Source organism: Bacillus sp. 491mf (assembly GCF_900112415.1).
Taxonomy (GTDB): Bacteria; Bacillota; Bacilli; order Bacillales; family Bacillaceae_G; genus Bacillus_A.
The window spans coordinates 96,608-113,943 of the sequence record NZ_FOLV01000005.1 but is presented as its reverse complement, the minus strand read 5'-3'; the positions used below and the strand labels follow the sequence as shown (position 1 = coordinate 113,943).

15 protein-coding genes and 2 riboswitches are annotated in these 17,336 nt (G+C 36.9%); of the genes, 11 read left to right on the top strand and 4 right to left on the bottom strand.

Annotated elements, in window-relative coordinates:
• Positions 1-182 precede the first annotated feature (182 nt).
• Positions 183-302: riboswitch (SAM riboswitch) on the bottom strand.
• 201 nt (positions 303-503) lie between these two features.
• A riboswitch (SAM riboswitch) is annotated at positions 504-614 on the top strand.
• 71 nt (positions 615-685) lie between these two features.
• The 8 genes from BM211_RS07755 (at position 686) to BM211_RS07720 (ending at position 11,289) form a co-directional block, all read left to right on the top strand.
• On the top strand, positions 686-2,521 hold the full coding sequence (locus BM211_RS07755; protein WP_035429698.1) for a bifunctional homocysteine S-methyltransferase/methylenetetrahydrofolate reductase: 1,836 nt from the start codon (positions 686-688) through the stop codon (positions 2,519-2,521).
• Positions 2,518-5,919, top strand: a complete 3,402-nt coding sequence (metH, locus tag BM211_RS07750; protein WP_035429695.1) for a methionine synthase — start codon at positions 2,518-2,520, stop codon at positions 5,917-5,919. The genes BM211_RS07755 and metH overlap by 4 nt, the downstream gene beginning before the upstream one ends.
• A 36-nt stretch (positions 5,920-5,955) precedes the next feature.
• Positions 5,956-7,014, top strand: a complete 1,059-nt coding sequence (locus BM211_RS07745) for an undecaprenyldiphospho-muramoylpentapeptide beta-N-acetylglucosaminyltransferase (RefSeq protein ID WP_035429692.1) — start codon at positions 5,956-5,958, stop codon at positions 7,012-7,014.
• A gap of 309 nt (positions 7,015-7,323) precedes the next feature.
• Positions 7,324-9,051, top strand: coding sequence for a DUF2339 domain-containing protein (locus BM211_RS07740; RefSeq protein ID WP_035429689.1), 1,728 nt, complete (start codon positions 7,324-7,326; stop codon positions 9,049-9,051).
• Positions 9,052-9,167: 116 nt separating this feature from the next.
• Positions 9,168-9,371 (top strand): DUF3966 domain-containing protein, encoded by a 204-nt coding sequence (locus tag BM211_RS07735; RefSeq protein WP_035429686.1) that lies wholly within the window; start codon positions 9,168-9,170, stop codon positions 9,369-9,371.
• A 56-nt stretch (positions 9,372-9,427) separates the two neighbouring features.
• Positions 9,428-9,805 carry a nucleoside 2-deoxyribosyltransferase gene (locus BM211_RS07730; RefSeq protein WP_035429684.1) on the top strand — a complete coding sequence of 126 codons (378 nt, stop codon included), beginning with the start codon at positions 9,428-9,430 and terminating at the stop codon, positions 9,803-9,805.
• Complete coding sequence (locus BM211_RS07725; protein WP_035429959.1) at positions 9,805-10,782, top strand: HD domain-containing protein; 978 nt, start codon at positions 9,805-9,807, stop codon at positions 10,780-10,782. Before BM211_RS07730 ends, BM211_RS07725 begins: the two co-directional genes overlap by 1 nt.
• A gap of 15 nt (positions 10,783-10,797) precedes the next feature.
• Positions 10,798-11,289, top strand: coding sequence for a hypothetical protein (locus BM211_RS07720; RefSeq protein ID WP_090996170.1), 492 nt, complete (start codon positions 10,798-10,800; stop codon positions 11,287-11,289).
• Between the two features lie 29 nt (positions 11,290-11,318).
• Here BM211_RS07720 and BM211_RS07715 read toward each other — a convergent pair whose 3' ends face one another.
• Positions 11,319-11,630: a hypothetical protein gene (locus BM211_RS07715; protein ID WP_035429681.1), complete on the bottom strand. Its 312-nt coding sequence runs from the start codon at positions 11,628-11,630 to the stop codon at positions 11,319-11,321.
• A 351-nt stretch (positions 11,631-11,981) separates the two neighbouring features.
• Between BM211_RS07715 and BM211_RS07710 the strand changes: the two genes are divergently transcribed.
• Positions 11,982-12,197, top strand: coding sequence for a DUF3912 family protein (locus BM211_RS07710; RefSeq protein WP_035429958.1), 216 nt, complete (start codon positions 11,982-11,984; stop codon positions 12,195-12,197).
• A 100-nt stretch (positions 12,198-12,297) separates the two neighbouring features.
• Here the strand turns inward: BM211_RS07710 and BM211_RS07705 are convergent, their stop codons facing one another.
• The 3 genes from BM211_RS07705 to BM211_RS07695 all read right to left on the bottom strand — a co-directional run bounded on the left by BM211_RS07705 (position 12,298) and on the right by BM211_RS07695 (position 14,853).
• On the bottom strand, positions 12,298-13,692 hold the full coding sequence (locus tag BM211_RS07705) for an L-cystine transporter (protein ID WP_035429679.1): 1,395 nt from the start codon (positions 13,690-13,692) through the stop codon (positions 12,298-12,300).
• A 105-nt stretch (positions 13,693-13,797) separates the two neighbouring features.
• Entirely contained in the window at positions 13,798-14,040 is a 243-nt protein-coding gene (locus BM211_RS07700) for a DUF2626 domain-containing protein (RefSeq protein ID WP_035429676.1), read from the bottom strand.
• A gap of 114 nt (positions 14,041-14,154) precedes the next feature.
• Positions 14,155-14,853 (bottom strand): helix-turn-helix transcriptional regulator, encoded by a 699-nt coding sequence (locus BM211_RS07695; RefSeq protein WP_035429673.1) that lies wholly within the window; start codon positions 14,851-14,853, stop codon positions 14,155-14,157.
• 409 nt (positions 14,854-15,262) lie between these two features.
• On the opposite strand from BM211_RS07695, the gene comGA reads away from it, so the two are divergent.
• Positions 15,263-16,306 (top strand): competence type IV pilus ATPase ComGA, encoded by a 1,044-nt coding sequence (gene comGA / locus BM211_RS07690; protein ID WP_035429670.1) that lies wholly within the window; start codon positions 15,263-15,265, stop codon positions 16,304-16,306.
• Positions 16,293-17,333, top strand: coding sequence for a competence type IV pilus assembly protein ComGB (comGB, locus tag BM211_RS07685; protein ID WP_035429669.1), 1,041 nt, complete (start codon positions 16,293-16,295; stop codon positions 17,331-17,333). Before comGA ends, comGB begins: the two co-directional genes overlap by 14 nt.
• Positions 17,334-17,336 lie beyond the last annotated feature (3 nt).

Genomic DNA, 17,336 nt, shown 5'->3' with positions numbered 1-17,336 from the left:
CTGCACTTGCTTTCTCTTTTTGTTTGCATTTTACGTGTGGCAGAAGAAGGTCCGATTGCTTCTATGCGCGGCTAGATGCCCTCGCTCATCGAAAAAGAATGGTTTTTGTTTTTTAAAATTTGGATTTGTATGCAAAAAAAGCCTTCTAAGAAGAAGGCTTATATACGACAAATATAGTCTTCTTCTTATCTGTCAAATCATTTCTCAATTCGCTGGAATTAGCACCTTATTAACAAATAAAAAGTTTGTTAATGGTTGCTGAGGCGTCAAAGGGCCAGTCCCTCGACCTCTCTCGATAAGAATTCGAAATATGAAGTTTTTGATTATGTTTTTTACTTTACAACAAATTTAGAAAGAAATGCAACTATATTTTGAATAATTTTATTTTTCTTTCTTTTTGTTGACTTTCATATTTTAACATGCTAAATTAGTGAGAAAATTAACAAAGATTGCTAATAAGTGAACGGACGATGTTTGCTTTTTGAAATCATAAATGAATATAACTCTTATCAAGAGTGGTGGAGGGAAAGGCCCTGTGAAACCCAGCAACCTTCAAATTATATGTTTGAAACGGTGCTAAGACCTGCGGAACAAAGCGTTCTGAATGATAAGAGGAGGATAAAACGCTGTCCCCCTCTTCATTGAGAAGAGGGGGTTTTTATATTGAAAGAAGAGAGGGAGACATGTGAAACTACTAGATTTATTGCAAAGAGGAATTGTCATTGGGGACGGAGCGATGGGAACGTTTCTGTATTCTCATGGTTTACAAAGCTGCTTTGAAGAATTGAATATATCTGAACCAGAGCGGATTATTTCGATTCATAAACAATATGTTGCAGTAGGAGCAGATGTCATTCAAACCAATACATACGGAGCAAATGAAGGGAAACTTCGCATGTACGGTCTTGAGGATAGCGTAAAGGAAATTAACCGGGCTGCTGTAAGACATGCAAAAGCAGCAGTGACAGAAAAAAATGCAATCGTTGGAACAATCGGTGGAATGAAACATATTGGGGCAGTTACAACTACTGATATGGAGCGTGAGTTTATGCTCTTAGAACAAGCGGATGCCCTGCTAGAAGAAGGTGTGGATGGGCTATTATTAGAAACGTTTTACGATGAGTTTGAATTACTTCATGCAGTGAAGGTATTACGTAAACAAACAAATGTCCCTCTTATTGCGCAGCTTGCTCTTCACGAAGCTGGTACGACTCAAAACGGAAATAGTGTAGATGATGTATTGAAGCAAATTATAGAGTATGGTGCAAATGTGGTCGGATTAAATTGTCAGTTAGGACCGCTTCGTATGATCGAATCTTTTAAAACGATAGAAATCCCTAAATATGGTTACTTATCTGCGTATCCAAATGCTGGTCTCCCTAAATATGTAGAGGGCCGTTACGTATATGAAGGAAGTCCGGCTTATTTTGAAGAGATGGTGCCGGAATTTATTAAGCAAGGCGTTAGGCTACTTGGAGGTTGTTGTGGTACAACTCCTGCCCATATTGAGGCAATGAAGCGAGCGCTTGGAAATGAGCGTCCTGTAACAGCAAAAGAAGTTGTAAAGCGTGCAGAGGTTATAACTGCGCAGCGTGTAAATGTAGCAGATCGAATTACATTAGCAGAAAAAGCGAAAAAGGAAACGACGGTGATTGTTGAGCTAGATCCTCCTAAAACGTTGGATACACAGAGGTTTTTTGAAGGAGCAAAAGTGTTGAAGCGTGCTGGAGCAGATGCTATTACGTTAGCAGATAACTCTTTAGCATCGCCTCGCTTATCAAATATGGCAATGGGAGCGTTATTAAGAAAATACGATATCCCGATATTAACTCATTTAACATGTCGTGATCATAATGTGATTGGGCTGCAGTCTCATTTACTTGGATTAGCAGCGCTCGGTATGGAGGAAGTATTGGCATTAACCGGAGACCCTGCGAGGGTTGGTGATTTTCCTGGTGCAACATCTGTATATGATCTTTCTTCTATAGAACTTATTAAAATGATTAAGGAAATGAACAATGGCCGTTCTATTTTAGGGAAAACAATTGGAGCAGCCACCAATTTTTCAATTGGCGGGGCTTTTAATCCGCATGTCAGACATATCGATGCAGCTGTAAAACGTATGGAGAAAAAAATTGCAGCTGGTGCGGAGTACTTTTTAACGCAGCCCATTTATGATGCGGCAGTCATCCGAAATGTATATGAAGCAACGAAGCATATTGAACAGCCAATTTTTATTGGAATTATGCCGCTTGTAAGTAAACGAAATGCAGACTTTTTACATTTTGAGGTGCCAGGCATTACGCTTCCAGAAGAAGTGAGAAGGCGTATGGACGCACATAAAACGTCAGAAGAAGCGGTGGCAGAAGGTATTTGTATAGCTAAAGAATTAATTGATATTGCGATGGAGTTATTTAATGGTATTTATTTAATTACACCATTTTTAAAATATGAAGTGACAGAAGCGCTCGTTCGGTATATTCAAGTGAAGAAAGGGCAGAAAGAAGGAATGAATGTATGAGACAAATCGAGGAAAGATTGCAGCAAGAAATTTTAATATTAGATGGTGCAATGGGAACGATGATTCAACAAGAAGACCTTTTAGCTGAAGATTTTGGCGGAGAAGAATATGAGGGCTGTAATGAATATTTAGTAAAAACACGGCCGGACGTTATTTTACAGATTCATAAAGCGTATATTGAAGCAGGGGCAGATATTATTGAAACGAATACATTTGGTGCAACGAACATTGTACTTAGTGATTATAACCTTTCTCACTTAGATGAGGAGTTGAATGAAAGGGCGGTCAGGTTAGCAAAACAAGCTGTAAAGGAGAGCGGTAAAGAAGTATATGTAGCCGGGTCAATGGGTCCAACGACAAAAGCAATTAGTGTCACGGGTGGCGTTACTTTTGAAGAGCTCATTGAGGCATATACAAGACAAGCACGCGGTTTACTGCGCGGAGGTGTAGATCTGTTACTTGTAGAAACAAGTCAGGACATGCGTAATGTAAAAGCGGCATGCTTAGGAATTGAAAAGGCATTTATTGAGGCAGAGAAAAAAGTTCCGCTTATGATTTCGGGAACAATTGAACCAATGGGAACGACGTTAGCTGGGCAAACAATTGAAGCATTTTACTTATCGGTAGAGCATATGAATCCATTATCGGTTGGGCTAAACTGTGCAACAGGACCAGAGTTTATGAGAGAACATATTCGTTCACTTGCAGAGTTATCAGAGTGTTACATCTCTTGTTATCCCAATGCTGGACTTCCAGATGAAGACGGTCATTATCATGAATCCCCGCAGTCACTTGCTCATAAAGTGAAACAGTTTGCAGAAGAAGGCTGGATGAATATTGTTGGTGGTTGCTGCGGGACGACGCCAGCGCACACTCGTGCGATGAAAGAGGCGCTAATATCATTTGAGCCCCGTGTGAAACGAGAAAGAAAAGGTCATGGGATTAGCGGGCTTGAAGCGTTGCAATATGAAGATTCTATGCGCCCGTTATTCGTTGGAGAGCGTACGAATGTAATTGGTTCACGCAAATTTAAACGTCTTGTTGCAGAAGGGAATTTTGAAGAAGCAGCGGAAGTCGCAAGGGCACAAGTAAAGAAAAATGCCCATATTATTGATATTTGCATGGCAGACCCAGACCGTGATGAAATAGAAGATATGGAAAATTTCTTGCAAGCTGTGACGAAAGTATTAAAAGTACCCATTATGATTGATTCGACAGATGAGCAAGTGATAAACCTGGCTCTTACTTATTTGCAAGGAAAAGGAGTAATTAACTCTATTAACTTAGAAAATGGAGAAGAGCGTTTTGAAAAAGTAATTCCACTTATTAAACAGTACGGATCGGCTATTGTTGTGGGAACAATTGATGAAATTGGTATGGCGGTAACGGCTGAGCGAAAACTTGAAATTGCGAAAAGAAGTTATGAGCTCTTAACAATAAAATATGGAGTGCGCCCGTCAGATATTATTTTTGACGCACTTGTCTTTCCGGTTGGAACAGGTGATGAAGAATATATCGGTTCAGCTGCAGCGACAATTGAAGGCATTCGGCTCATAAAAGAGGCATTGCCTGAATGTTTAACAATATTAGGTGTAAGTAATATTTCATTTGGTTTACCGCCAGCAGGACGCGAAGTATTAAATTCGGTCTTTTTATATCATGCGACAAAGGCTGGTTTAGATTATGCCATTGTGAATACCGAAAAGCTAGAGCGGTATGCTTCTATTTCTGAAGAGGAAAAGCTATTAGCGAATGCTCTTTTGTTTGAGACGACGAAAGAAACGTTAGAAGAATTTACAAATTTTTATCGAAATGTGAAGAAAAAAGAAGTCGTAGCAGCTGAAACGTTAACGCTTGAAGAGCGGTTATCTCATTATATTGTAGAAGGGACAAAACAAGGACTACATGATGACTTGCAATTTGCTCTAGATGAAGGAAGAGCACCGCTTGATATTATTAACGGACCGCTTATGACTGGCATGGATGAAGTGGGACGTTTATTTAATAATAATGAGCTTATTGTGGCAGAGGTATTGCAAAGTGCGGAAAGTATGAAAGCGGCTGTTGCGTATTTAGAGCCGTATATGGAGACAAGTGATAGTGCGAAGAAAGGGAAAGTGCTGCTTGCGACAGTAAAAGGTGATGTGCATGACATCGGTAAAAATTTGGTGGAAATTATTTTATCGAACAATGGATACGACATTGTAAACCTGGGTATTAATGTGCGCTCTGATCGTATTATTCAAGAGGTAAAAGAACAGAAACCAGATATTATTGGTTTATCAGGATTACTTGTTAAATCTGCGCAGCAAATGGTAACAACAGCAGAAGACTTAAAAGCGGCAAATATTGATGTTCCGATTGTTGTAGGAGGTGCTGCGCTGACGCGGAAGTTCACAGAAACGCGGATATCTCCCTCTTATCAAGGGCTTGTTTTATATGCAAGTGATGCGATGACAGGATTAGATCTGATCAATCGCCTGCAAAACGAAGAAGAACGGGAAAAGATGAGTGAGGAAAAAGCGAAACGCCATTTACATGTTGTTGTAGAAGAAGAGAAAAGCCGGGCACTGGTACCGATTCAAATTGAAAAATTACCGCCGGCACCAGTATATGTACCGTATTCTACAAAACGTGTCGCTTTGCGTGATATTTCAGTAACACATCTTGCTCCGTTTTTAAATCGGCAAATGTTACTTGGGCATCACTTAGGTTTAAAAGGGAATGTAAAAAAGTTGCTACAAGAAGGGGATAGAAGAGCCCATGAACTGAATGACTTAATCGATGAATTGCTTCGCGAAGAACAATCATGGTTACGTCCGAGCGTTGTGTATCAATTCTTTCCTGCACAAAGTGAAAATCAAGACATTTTAATTTATGATCCAGAAGATCAGGGTCGTGTGCTAGAGCGTTTTACATTCCCAAGACAAGGAAAAGCACCGCATCGCACGCTTGGTGATTATTTACGCCCAGTTGGAGATGAAATGGATTATGTTGCTTTTTTAGCTGTAACGGTTGGAACAGGTGTCCGTGCTGTAGCAGAAAAGTGGAAAGAACAAGGCGATTATTTGCGTAGTCATGCGATTCAATCACTTGCGCTGGAACTTGCAGAAGGATTAGCTGAAAAAACGCATATGCTCATCCGTGATCGCTGGGGATTTCCAGATTCACCAAACATGACGATGGAAGAGCGGTTCCGAACAAAATATCAAGGGATTCGCGTTTCTTTTGGCTATCCTGCGTGTCCAGAGCTTGCTGATCAAGAAAAGTTATTTCGGTTGCTTCGCCCTGAGGAAATTGGAATTTCCTTAACAGAAGGGTTTATGATGGAACCGGAGGCTTCTGTATCGGCGCTGGTGTTTGCTCATCCAGAAGCGCGTTATTTCAGTGTGTTATAATAAAAAGTAAATCTTTTATTAAAAGGAGACATACTGTTGAAAACGATTATATTTACAGGCGGTGGTTCTGCGGGTCACGTTACGCCGAACTTAGCGCTTATACCACATTTTCAAAAGAGCGGTTGGAAGGTGTGTTATATTGGTTCACATAATGGAATTGAAAAGACGATCATTGAAAAAGAAGGGATTCCTTATTATGGAATAGCGAGTGGAAAGCTTCGCCGCTATTTTGATTTAAAAAATATAAAAGACCCCTTTCTTGTTATGAAAGGGGTTATGGATGCGTATTTCCTGATTCGAAAGCTAAAACCAGATGTTATTTTCTCAAAAGGCGGCTTCGTGTCTGTGCCGGTTGTAATTGGTGCGTGGCTAAATCGTGTTCCTGTTTTTTTACACGAGTCTGATATGACGCCTGGGCTTGCAAATAAAATTGCTCTTCGCTTTGCTTCAAAAATATTTGTTACGTTTGAAGAAGCGAAAAAACATTTACCGAAAGAAAAAACAGTATTTACTGGCTCACCTGTGCGTGAAGAAGTATTGCAGGGAAGTAGAAACAAAGGACTGCAATTTTTACGATTCACTGCATCAAAACCAGTTATTACGGTTATGGGAGGCAGCTTAGGAGCACGCCGTATTAATGAAGCAGTACGCGGTGCCCTGCCAAACCTCCTGCAAACCTATCAAATTGTTCATTTGTGCGGGAAAGGCAATATGGATGAAACGCTTGAGAATACACCGGGATACAAACAGTTTGAATATGTTCACGATGAACTTCCTGATATATTAGCGGCAACTGATATCGTTATTTCTCGTGCAGGATCCAATGCGATTTTTGAATTTTTAACATTACAAAAGCCAATGTTATTAATTCCTCTTCCGAAATCTTCGAGCCGAGGAGATCAAATTTTAAACGGACAGTCTTTTGAAAAACAAGGATATGGACGCATGTTATTTGAAGAAGATATAACAGAAACGTTGCTAATTGAACATGTAGAAGAACTGTATAAAAATCGTTTGCAGTATAAAAGATCGATGCAGCAATATAGCGGACAAGAAGCTTTGCAAACGATTATTGATTATGTAACGAAAGCATGATTTCTATGAAATCATGCTTTTGGGGCTGGTTGGAAAGCTGTTAACACCTTTATTTTTTTAAGAGTATGATTACACCAGTGGAAGATATTCAGGTACTAGTAGGGAACTATAGGGAACCTGCTGTATTTCAGGTTTTTTTAGATGGATATTTTAAATCGTAACGTGTTACTTTCAAAATGGAATGAATTGTATAATTTTAGGAAAAACCTCTTAAAAAATGAATAAACTAATAGTATGATGTAGTTAATTGGAAATTAAACTAATTATAGGCATATTTCTATTTAGCAGCATGATTAGAGGGGGGAGAAAATGAAACAAGATTTGAGCAAAAAAATAGAAGCTCTAGAAACAGCAATTGATACATTGCAGGAGACGCTCTATGAGTTAAAAGCACAGCGAAGAGAAATGGACGAAGAAAGAGTTCAACAAGTAAAGGAACCTATTGAGAAGAAACAAGAAGTTAGTACTCCTGTGCAAAATGTACGACAAGAAGAAAGAGTCATTAGCCAAGAAAGTGTGAAGGAACCGGAGATAAAGCAGGTAGATATATCTGCGTTTAAGCCTGAACCATTTGACATTATAAAATTTTGTCAAACATGGCTACCACGTATTTTCGTTGCCATTATGCTGCTTGGGGTAATTTGGCTATTTAAAGCGGGAGTAGATGCAGGATTACTTACTCCAGCAATTCGTATTGTATTTGGCGTAGCATTATCAGTTGCTTTGTATTATGTAGGTGATATACAAATAAAAAAAGAACATCAAGCGTTAGGCTTAGTGTTAGCTGGAGGAAGTATTACAGGCATTGTTTTAACGACATTCGCTGCGCATTATTTGTATCATTTCTTTCCGGCAAGCATGGCATTTATATTCAATATTATTTGGATTATACTCGGTATTTATTTAGCTAAGCGATATCAATCAGAGTATCTCGCTATATTTGTATCTGTAGGAGCCTTTTTTGTACCGTTCTTATTAAATAGTACAGCACCTAATTCTTACATTTTCTTTGGATATGAAACAGTGTTAACGATGAGTTTATTATGGTATGCGTATAAAAATCGCTATCAATATTTATATATGGTATCTTACTCTGTTTCTGTACTTGTAACGTTTGTCTTTTTTGTAATTATGACCATGTTACTAGGGAATTTACAGGTACAATTAACAATTGTTTATGGATTAATTCATATTCTGCTTTTCTGGCATATGTTTATTGATCGAAGTTTTATTTATCAACCTAGAATGGCTTTATTTAGTGCCAATGCAATCTTCTTTATTCTGGCAATTATAAAAATTCCGGATTTTACAACATGGGGATTGTTAATTAGTACAATTGTACACAGTGTAATGTTTATAGCTGACTATATGAAAAATAAAAAATCGTCATTTACAGATCTTTTATTTGGTTTTGCGATGGGGTCGTTTAGTTTAACAATTTTAAATGAATTTAGTTTAGTAAATGGAGCAATTGTATTGATGTTGCAAGGTTTTTTAGGTATCGTTACTTCTGCGAAATTAAAACAAGAAATCAAGTTTTATATCAGTGCAGTTATTTATGGAATCGGTATGTTGCAAACGCTTGTGAGTCCATTTGAGACATTCATGTCAGCAGCTTTTGTAGCCCATCTCATTTTAGTTGGAACATTTTATTATGGAATGATGAAAATGAAACCAATGTTGCAACGTTTTGGGAAATATGTGTATTCGATTACGTTATATGGCTTTATGGTACTTGTATTTATTACGATTACTAGAATAGGAGAGGTTCTTTCAACAGACGGAAGTATTATCAGTGTATTTGTCTCTCTTTTATGGATGATATATGCTTTAGTTTCAGTTTGGTTTGGACGTAATAGAGGAATGAATGAAATATTATACGCTGGATTAGTTGTGTTAGTTGTAACAGTGATTAAGTTATTCTTCTTAGATTTACCAGAAGTATCAATGATGATTCGTGCAGTATTATTCTTACTTATTGGTGGGCTAGGAATTGTTATTTCTAGAATGTTTTTCTCGAAAGAAAAAGGTGAGTAGTAAAAAAAAGCGATCCATTTAGGATTGCTTTTTAAGATAGAGATAAAAGCACACTTTATGTTACAATAGCATAGATTTGACGGACGAATTCTAATTATTGAAGCGTGATAATATGGATGAGATTAGGAGTGACTACATTGGGGCTAAGTCTCTGTGAAAATATTGCTCTAGTTGTTTGTTTAGTATTGTATATTGGTAGTATTATAATATATATGGGACGGAATTTTTCACAAGAACGCAAATTAGAAAAATCAGAAATTACAGCTGAATTAGACATGTTAAATGATAAAATTGATAAAAAAGAAAAAAGGGATTCGTAAACGTCCCTTTTTTTCAATATCTTCCTGTTTGTTTTTATATGAAGGAGAGAGGTAACATGAAATTTTACATCGCTTCAACTTTTACAAATAAACACATTGTCCACATTGTAGCAGATAGACTGAAACAAGCAGGATGGATTCATACATACGATTGGACAAAAAATGAAAAAGCGACAAATCGATTAGAATTACAACGTATAGGACAAGCAGAAAAACAAGCTGTACGAGACGCAGACGTTTTTCTGCTTTTATTAGATGGTGGAAAAGGAAGTCATACCGAATTTGGAATGGCGCTTGCTTGGGAAAAGAAAATATTTGTGTATAAAGGAAACGGTTCTTTGGATACAACATTTTACCATTTGCCAGAAGTATGTATAGTCGAAGGCAGTCTAGATGGATTAGTGGAGAAAGTGTTAGAGGGTGAAGGAGCATGATTATAATTAATGATTCTGTATATGGTGAACATTATATAGATGGTGTGCTTGCGGAACTATTACAATCAAAGGCGGTGCAGCGTTTGCAGAAAATTCATCAAGGCGGCGCAAGCTTCCTTGTGAATCCAACGTGGAACGTAACACGTTATGAACATTCTGTTGGTGTTATGATTCTTGTGAGAATGCTAGGTGGTAGTGTGGAAGAACAAATTGCGGCATTGCTTCATGATGTATCTCATACAGCATTTTCTCACATTGTTGACCACGTATTAGAAGAGCAAGATGAGGATTATCATGAACAAATTTTTATGGATGTTATTGAAGCTTCAGATATTCCCTCTATTTTGGAGAGATATGGCTATGATTATAGAATGGTTGAGAAATGGGAACAATGGACGTTGTTAGAGCAACCGCTTCCGAATTTATGTGCAGATCGTGTAGACTATACGTTACGGGATTTATATACATATGGAATGATCTCAAAGCAAGAAGTGTCCTCTTTTTTAGAAGATGTAATAGTTCGTAACGGACAAATTTGTTTACAATCTGTGCAGGCAGCAGAATGGTTTACAGAAGCTTATTACAAAGAAACGATTGATTTCTTTTTGCATCCGTCGAATTCGTATGGTTATTATATATTAACAAAGGTGTTAAAAGAGGCGTTGCAAAAGAATATTTTACAGCTATCTGATTTTTTAACTGACGATGAAACGGTGTTACATCTATTACGAAGTTGTGGGGATTGTCAAATTGATAAGATGCTTCACTCTCTGCATTCGAAAGTAGTATTAGAAGAGAATGAGACCGAATACGACATTTGTTATAAGGGAGGAAAAGAACGATTAATTGACCCGCTCATTTATACAAATGGCAAGATGCAAAGGGCATCTTGCGTATCTTCATTTGTTAAACAGTGTAATGAGAAAGCGAAAAAGCAATTGAAACAAAATATATATTTAAAAATAAAGAGTGTATAAAAGGAGTTATAAATCATGCATTTAGAACAAGGATGGAAAACAAATTTCTTAACAGTTGTACAGCAAAGTGAATATAAGAAAGATGCAACTTTAGCGCAATTACTATTTGAAGACGGCGAAGAAGTAGAAGAACTTGTCGATGATTATGGATATGAAGAGATTATCAATCGTGAACATGATGAAGAATTAGCAGAGATTTTAGGTGAAGAATTATATTATGAACTTGAGCGTAACGTCTTTTTATCAACGCAGTCAAAAGAAAAATTCATCTCTTTTATAAATGGCTTAGGGTTTCAATTATTAGACTACATTGTGTTATTGGAATCAGAATTTCGTGTAGATAGTGCGATGTTTTCATCTGATACAATAAAGAAAATGGAGAAACGTTTTTCAAAATTCCCTTATGTAGAAGGTGGCCAAACAATATTTGAGCTGACATTAGAAGAAGCGATTGAATTAGTAGAGAATGTGACAGGCCTTCAGATTAAAGAAGATATGAATGTATAAAAAAAGAACGTGTCGAGCACGTTCTTTTTTTATAGAATGATTGTATGTTCTGCGTTTTTATATTGCTTTTCAATGATCGCATTTAAATGCTCAACCTTCCGGATACAAGATTGTATATGCTTCTCGACTTCTTGCAATTCTGTAAGCTGATGCGTTTCAATAGGATGGATTTGTAAGCTGAATTTTTCAAATTGAGTACTATAGGTAATTTCAGCATAGCCACTCATTATATCTGTTACATTTTGAAATAGATATTGTTTTGTTTTTTCACAATATGCTACATTTTGAAATCCGTATGATTTTAAAGCTTCGATGATTTTTGTAATTGTTACTGTATTCATTGTTTTTCCTCTTTAAGAAATTCGACTTTATCTCGCTATTTGCGGACAGTATGCCCTCCACCTAAAGACTGTGAGAAAGCCTAAAAAATTGTGAAGAATAAATACCCGCTAAAAACGATGTATGAAAATGATCATTAGTGAAGCCATATTTTGATGGTGATTTCACTGTATTAGTATAACATGAGTCTATTAAAGAAAGCGCTAACAATTTATTTTGAAGAGGAATCTTTATATGTACTTTATGAAATTAAAATAAATGAAAAATAATTGTAATAAAGAAAAAAAGTAGGGACTCTTTCGATGTTTCATCATATACATAGTTAAGTGGAGCAAAAGAAAGAGGTGAAGATGTTGAACTTTGATATTATAGGACAAAAAGCATATGTAAAAGATGGACCGCATCGAAATCAAATAGGAATCATAAAACGAACTAGCACGGAGAATGGTGCAAAATATGCGATTGTAATTGACGGCATGGATATTGATATTGAATTAAAAGATATTGTTTTAATTGATGTAGATGTTCGGCAATTTCATGATTGGTGTGAAGAGCAAGGATATTTGTAAAACAATAGATGTGTATGGCATTGAACACGCTTATAATAGCGTGTTTTTTAATGTTTACTTATATAGAAAAACACCCTGGAAATCCAGGGTGTTTTCTTTCTTATAATGCAATCTCTTCAGTTTTATCGACTGCTTCATTGTACGTATTTACATCTAACTCTCCAAGCCATTTGCTAGAAATAAGACCAGCTGTCATAGAACCGCTTACGTTTAATGCTGTACGTCCCATATCAATTAATGGTTCAACAGAGATTAATAGAGCGACAATTTCGATTGGTAAGTTCATAGTAGAAAGTACGATGAGTGCAGCAAATGTTGCTCCGCCTCCGACACCTGCAACGCCGAATGAACTAATTGCAACAACGGCGATTAACGTTAAGATAAATTGCGGTTGCAATGGATTGATACCAACAGTTGGCGCAACCATCATCGCAAGCATGGCTGGATAAATACCAGCACATCCATTTTGACCAATTGAGACACCAAAGGAAGCAGCGAAGTTTGCAATTCCTTCTGAAACACCGAGTTTTTCTTTTTGCGCTTCAATATTTAACGGCATCGTACCTGCACTTGAACGTGATGTAAATGCAAATGTTAAAACCGGGAATGCCTTTTTTAAATATTGCACTGGGTTTAAACCAGACAGAGCGATTAGTAATAAGTGAATAATAAACATAACAATAAGTGCTACATAAGATGCCAAAACAAAGTTACCAAGTTTTAAAATCGCTTGCACATCACTTCCTGAAACTGTTTTGGCCATAAGAGCAAGTACGCCGTATGGAGTGAGGCGTAAAATTAATGTGACCATACGCATGACCACTGCATATACGGCATCTAGTATATTCTTAAATTGTTCTGCTTGTTCTGGATATTTCTTTTTCACTCCTAAGAAGGCAATCCCAATAAATGCCGCAAAAATGACAACAGAAATTGTAGATGTTGGACGGGCTCCTGTTAAATCGAGAAATGGATTTGCAGGAAGTAGTTCTAATAATTTTTGCGGGATAGGTGTTTGGTCAATAGAAGTGAATTTTTCTTGTACTAATTTTAAACGAGCTGCTTCTGCACTGCCCTGCTGTAAGCCAGTTGCTTGCAAATCAAAGCCAGCACTTGCTGCAATTCCGACTGCAGCAGCAATTCCAGTTGTAAGAAGTAAAATACCGATGATAAGTCCGCTAATTTTGCCAAGATTACTAGTTAATTTTAATTTTGTAAACGCTGAAATAATGGAAACTAAAATAAGTGGCATAACGATCATTTGTAATAACTTAACATAACCGCCCCCGATTAAGTTAAACCAGTTATTAGATTGAATAATGATTTCGGAAGTTGGTTTATAAAAAAGTTGTAAAATAAGTCCAAATATAATTCCGAGTCCGAGTGCGGTAAATACACGTTTATTAAAAGAAAGGTGTTTCCGTTGCATATAATATAATACACCTACTAATAGGAGCATAATAATGACGTTTATGCTAACTAACAATGTGTTCATACTGTTTTCCTCCTTAAAATTTGTTACAATAAATATATTCAAAGAAAACCAATAAGTCAACTATGAATTTAAGCGGAGATAAAAAAAGATGGCATATATGCCATCTTAATGTCCAACTCCTGGTGTAAGAAGGAACGTCGTATAGTATGTAAATCCAATGAAGAAGACTGTTAAATATGCGCCAAATACATAAATGTACATGCGCTCTGTTAACTTTAAATAACTTAAAAGTACAAAAAATCCTGTTTGTCCTAAAAATAATAGTGCTGCCCCATACATATCCCCTAAATAAAACATCACGGAAAAAATACCAGTCCAAAAGCCAAGAACGCGAAACATGCGCTCCATCCCATTCCCCTCCCTTTGTATGAACTCAATACTCCTTTTAATTATAATGCACTATTCTAACTATTGTAAACATTTACAAAATAATAAGAAGCCAGTATAATCTGGCTTCTTAGTTTACATATGAAGATGATAATTACAAGACTTACAACCTGTTTCGAACATCGTATCATCACGTGTTAATTCCATGTTCGGGAATAGAACTTCAAAGATGCCTTTCATCATATCGACATGCATGTTACAAACTTCTTTTGGATGATGAACAGCAACTTCTTTAAATGGACAATTGTATACGTCATAGAAAATTTTTGATCCATCGGTGCTTAATTCAAATTCCGGGGATAAGCCCGCCGTTGATAAAGCTTCTTTGGCAATTTGTATTTTTTGTTCAACCGTCAATTCATTTTCGTTCCTGTTTAATCGGTTCATTTGTTGTTCCATTAATTCTTTACCAAACTTTTTACCCGTTTCATATAGAGCTTTCTCGCCAACTTCACCTAAGCTAAATAATGTATTGCAAGCAATTTGTGCTAACAATTGATAATCACGAAACGGAAATTGTAGTTGAATGACATCATCTGATAAGGCATATAATCGGCTTGGTCTGCCGCCTTTACCTGTTTTTTTTGTTTCTGATTTTAACATATTTACATCTTCTAGCTTTGAAAGATGTAAACGCGCAACATTCGGATGAATATCAAATTCGTCGGCAATTTCTTGTACGGTAACCTCCGTATGTTTTTGAGAAATATATTTATAAATATAATAGCGTGTTGGATCGGATAGTACGTTTGTAATTTTTAAAGCCTGTTCCATGAGGATCGCCACCTTTATCGGTTTATCTGAGATAACAATATTATAATATAGATAACGTTGCATAACATGTTTTTGGGCAATGATTCATTAATTGTTCATAATTTCACAAACTTATTTCGGTTTTTAATGTAACTACTCAACCATCCACTCTATTCGCAGAAAGATTGGTGCTTTTCTTTTTTTTAAACGTTGCGCGTAGTAGAAATAGGCCCTGACCGCTTCTATGCATGGCCGGTCCCTCTCAGACCATTTAAAAAATGGTTTTCCGTCTTTTTCTTTCATAAAGTGGCTGAGTGAGTAGTTACTTTTTTTATTTGGAAAGTTCAAAAACATTACGATAAAAACAGGAAATTCGCTATTTTTCTTTTCATGATGACCATGATATATACATAGTGAGGAGGCGATAACAGTGAATGCTGTCGAACAGTTTGCTGACACAATTATGAAAGAAGCTTGTAGCTTGCGCGCATCAGATCTTCATATTGTGCCGCGTCACGAAGATGCTGTTGTACAATTGCGTATTGGAAAAGATTTGGTGACAAAGCATCATACTTCAAAAGAATTTTGTGAACGACTTGTATCACACTTTAAGTTTTTAGCAGCTATGGATATTGGTGAAAGGAGAAAGCCGCAAAATGGTTCATTGCAGATGAAAGTTGATGATGAGGAAGTATATTTACGCCTATCTACTTTGCCAACTGTACATCATGAAAGTCTTGTTATTCGATTACACTTACAAACTGCAGTCCCGAACCTCTCTCATCTCTCATTATTCCCAAGTTCCGCAAAAACACTTCTCTCTTTTTTACATCATTCACACGGACTAATAATTTTTACAGGTCCGACCGGCTCCGGAAAAACGACAACGATGTATGCTCTTTTAGAAGTAGCAAAGAAGGAGCAGACCCGCCGCATTGTTACACTGGAGGATCCGGTTGAAAAGAAAAAGGATGGACTATTACAAATTCAAATTAATGAAAAAGCTGGTATTACGTACGCAACAGGATTGAAAGCAATTTTACGTCATGATCCAGATATTATTTTAGTGGGAGAAATTCGTGATGAGGAAACAGCAAAGGTGGCGGTTCGAGCGAGTTTAACAGGTCATTTAGTGATGACGACATTGCATACGAATGATGCAAAGAGTGCAGTGCTACGTTTAATGGATTATGGTATAACGCTTCTAGAAATTGAACAATCGCTACTAGCGGTTGCAGCGCAGCGGTTAGTGGAATTAAAATGTCCATTTTGCAAAGGGAAATGCTCACCTCTATGCAAAAAAATGCGTCACATACGCCGAGCAAGCATTTATGAATTATTGTACGGTGATGAGTTGAAAGAAGTCATTTATGAAGCAAATGGAAAGCAAGCAGCGTACCAATATACAACACTTCAAGATGAACTAAGAAAAGGGTATGCGCTCGGGTTTATTGAAGAAGATGTTTATGTTTAAGCAAGAAAAGTGGCGTTTACATGAACAAGCATTATTGCTCCGAAGGCTTGGAGAACTTTTGGAGAAAGGATATTCTTTATTGCACGCATTAGAGTTTCTATATTTTCACTTAACCCCGCGTAAACAAATACAGCTTCAAGATGCTGCCGAAGAATTTAAAAAAGGAAGTAGTTTACATGATGTATTTGATAAACTGGCATTTCATCCTGATATTTTAAGCTATTTATTTTATGCAGAGCGGCATGGTGACATTGCCTTTGCGTTGCAGCAAGGGAGCTCACTCCTTGACAGAAAAGATAAACATCAAAAAAATATGGTGAAGGTGCTGCGCTATCCATTCGTTCTTTCTTTGTTTTTATTAGGTATTCTCCTTGTATTTAACCTAGTTCTTCTTCCGCAGTTCACTACTTTATATCGTTCACTCCGTGGATCATCCACTTCATTTACAGACAATATTTTAATGGTTATTCAAGCACTTCCGTATGTTATGGGAGGTGTCGCTTTTGCAATTGGCGCCGTAGTTCTTATCTACGTGCTGTATGTAAAAAGGTTGCATCCAGTTACGAGAATGAACATTTGTATGAGAGTGCCTCTTATACAAATGTTTTTAAAATTAACGAACTCACACTATTTTGCAATTCAATTAAGCGGCCTTTTACAAGGCGGGCTCTCTATATTAGAAGCGCTAACGTTAATGAAGGAGCAAAAACATCATTTGTTTTTTCAATGCGAAGCGCTCAAAATACAGGAGTTATTAACGATAGGTGAACACCTGGATTCTATTATGATGACTCGTTCGTATTATGAACAGGAGCTCGCTTACATTATTAAACATGGACAAGCAAATGGCAATTTAGCAACTGAGCTTTCCGATTATAGTGACATGACAATAGAAAAAATTGAAGAGAAAATTAATCGTATGTTGTTTGTGATACAACCCCTTTTGTTTACATGTATCGGACTGGTCGTTGTGCTTATGTATTTAGCGATGATTATGCCGATGTTTCAAATGATGGATTCTATTTAGGAG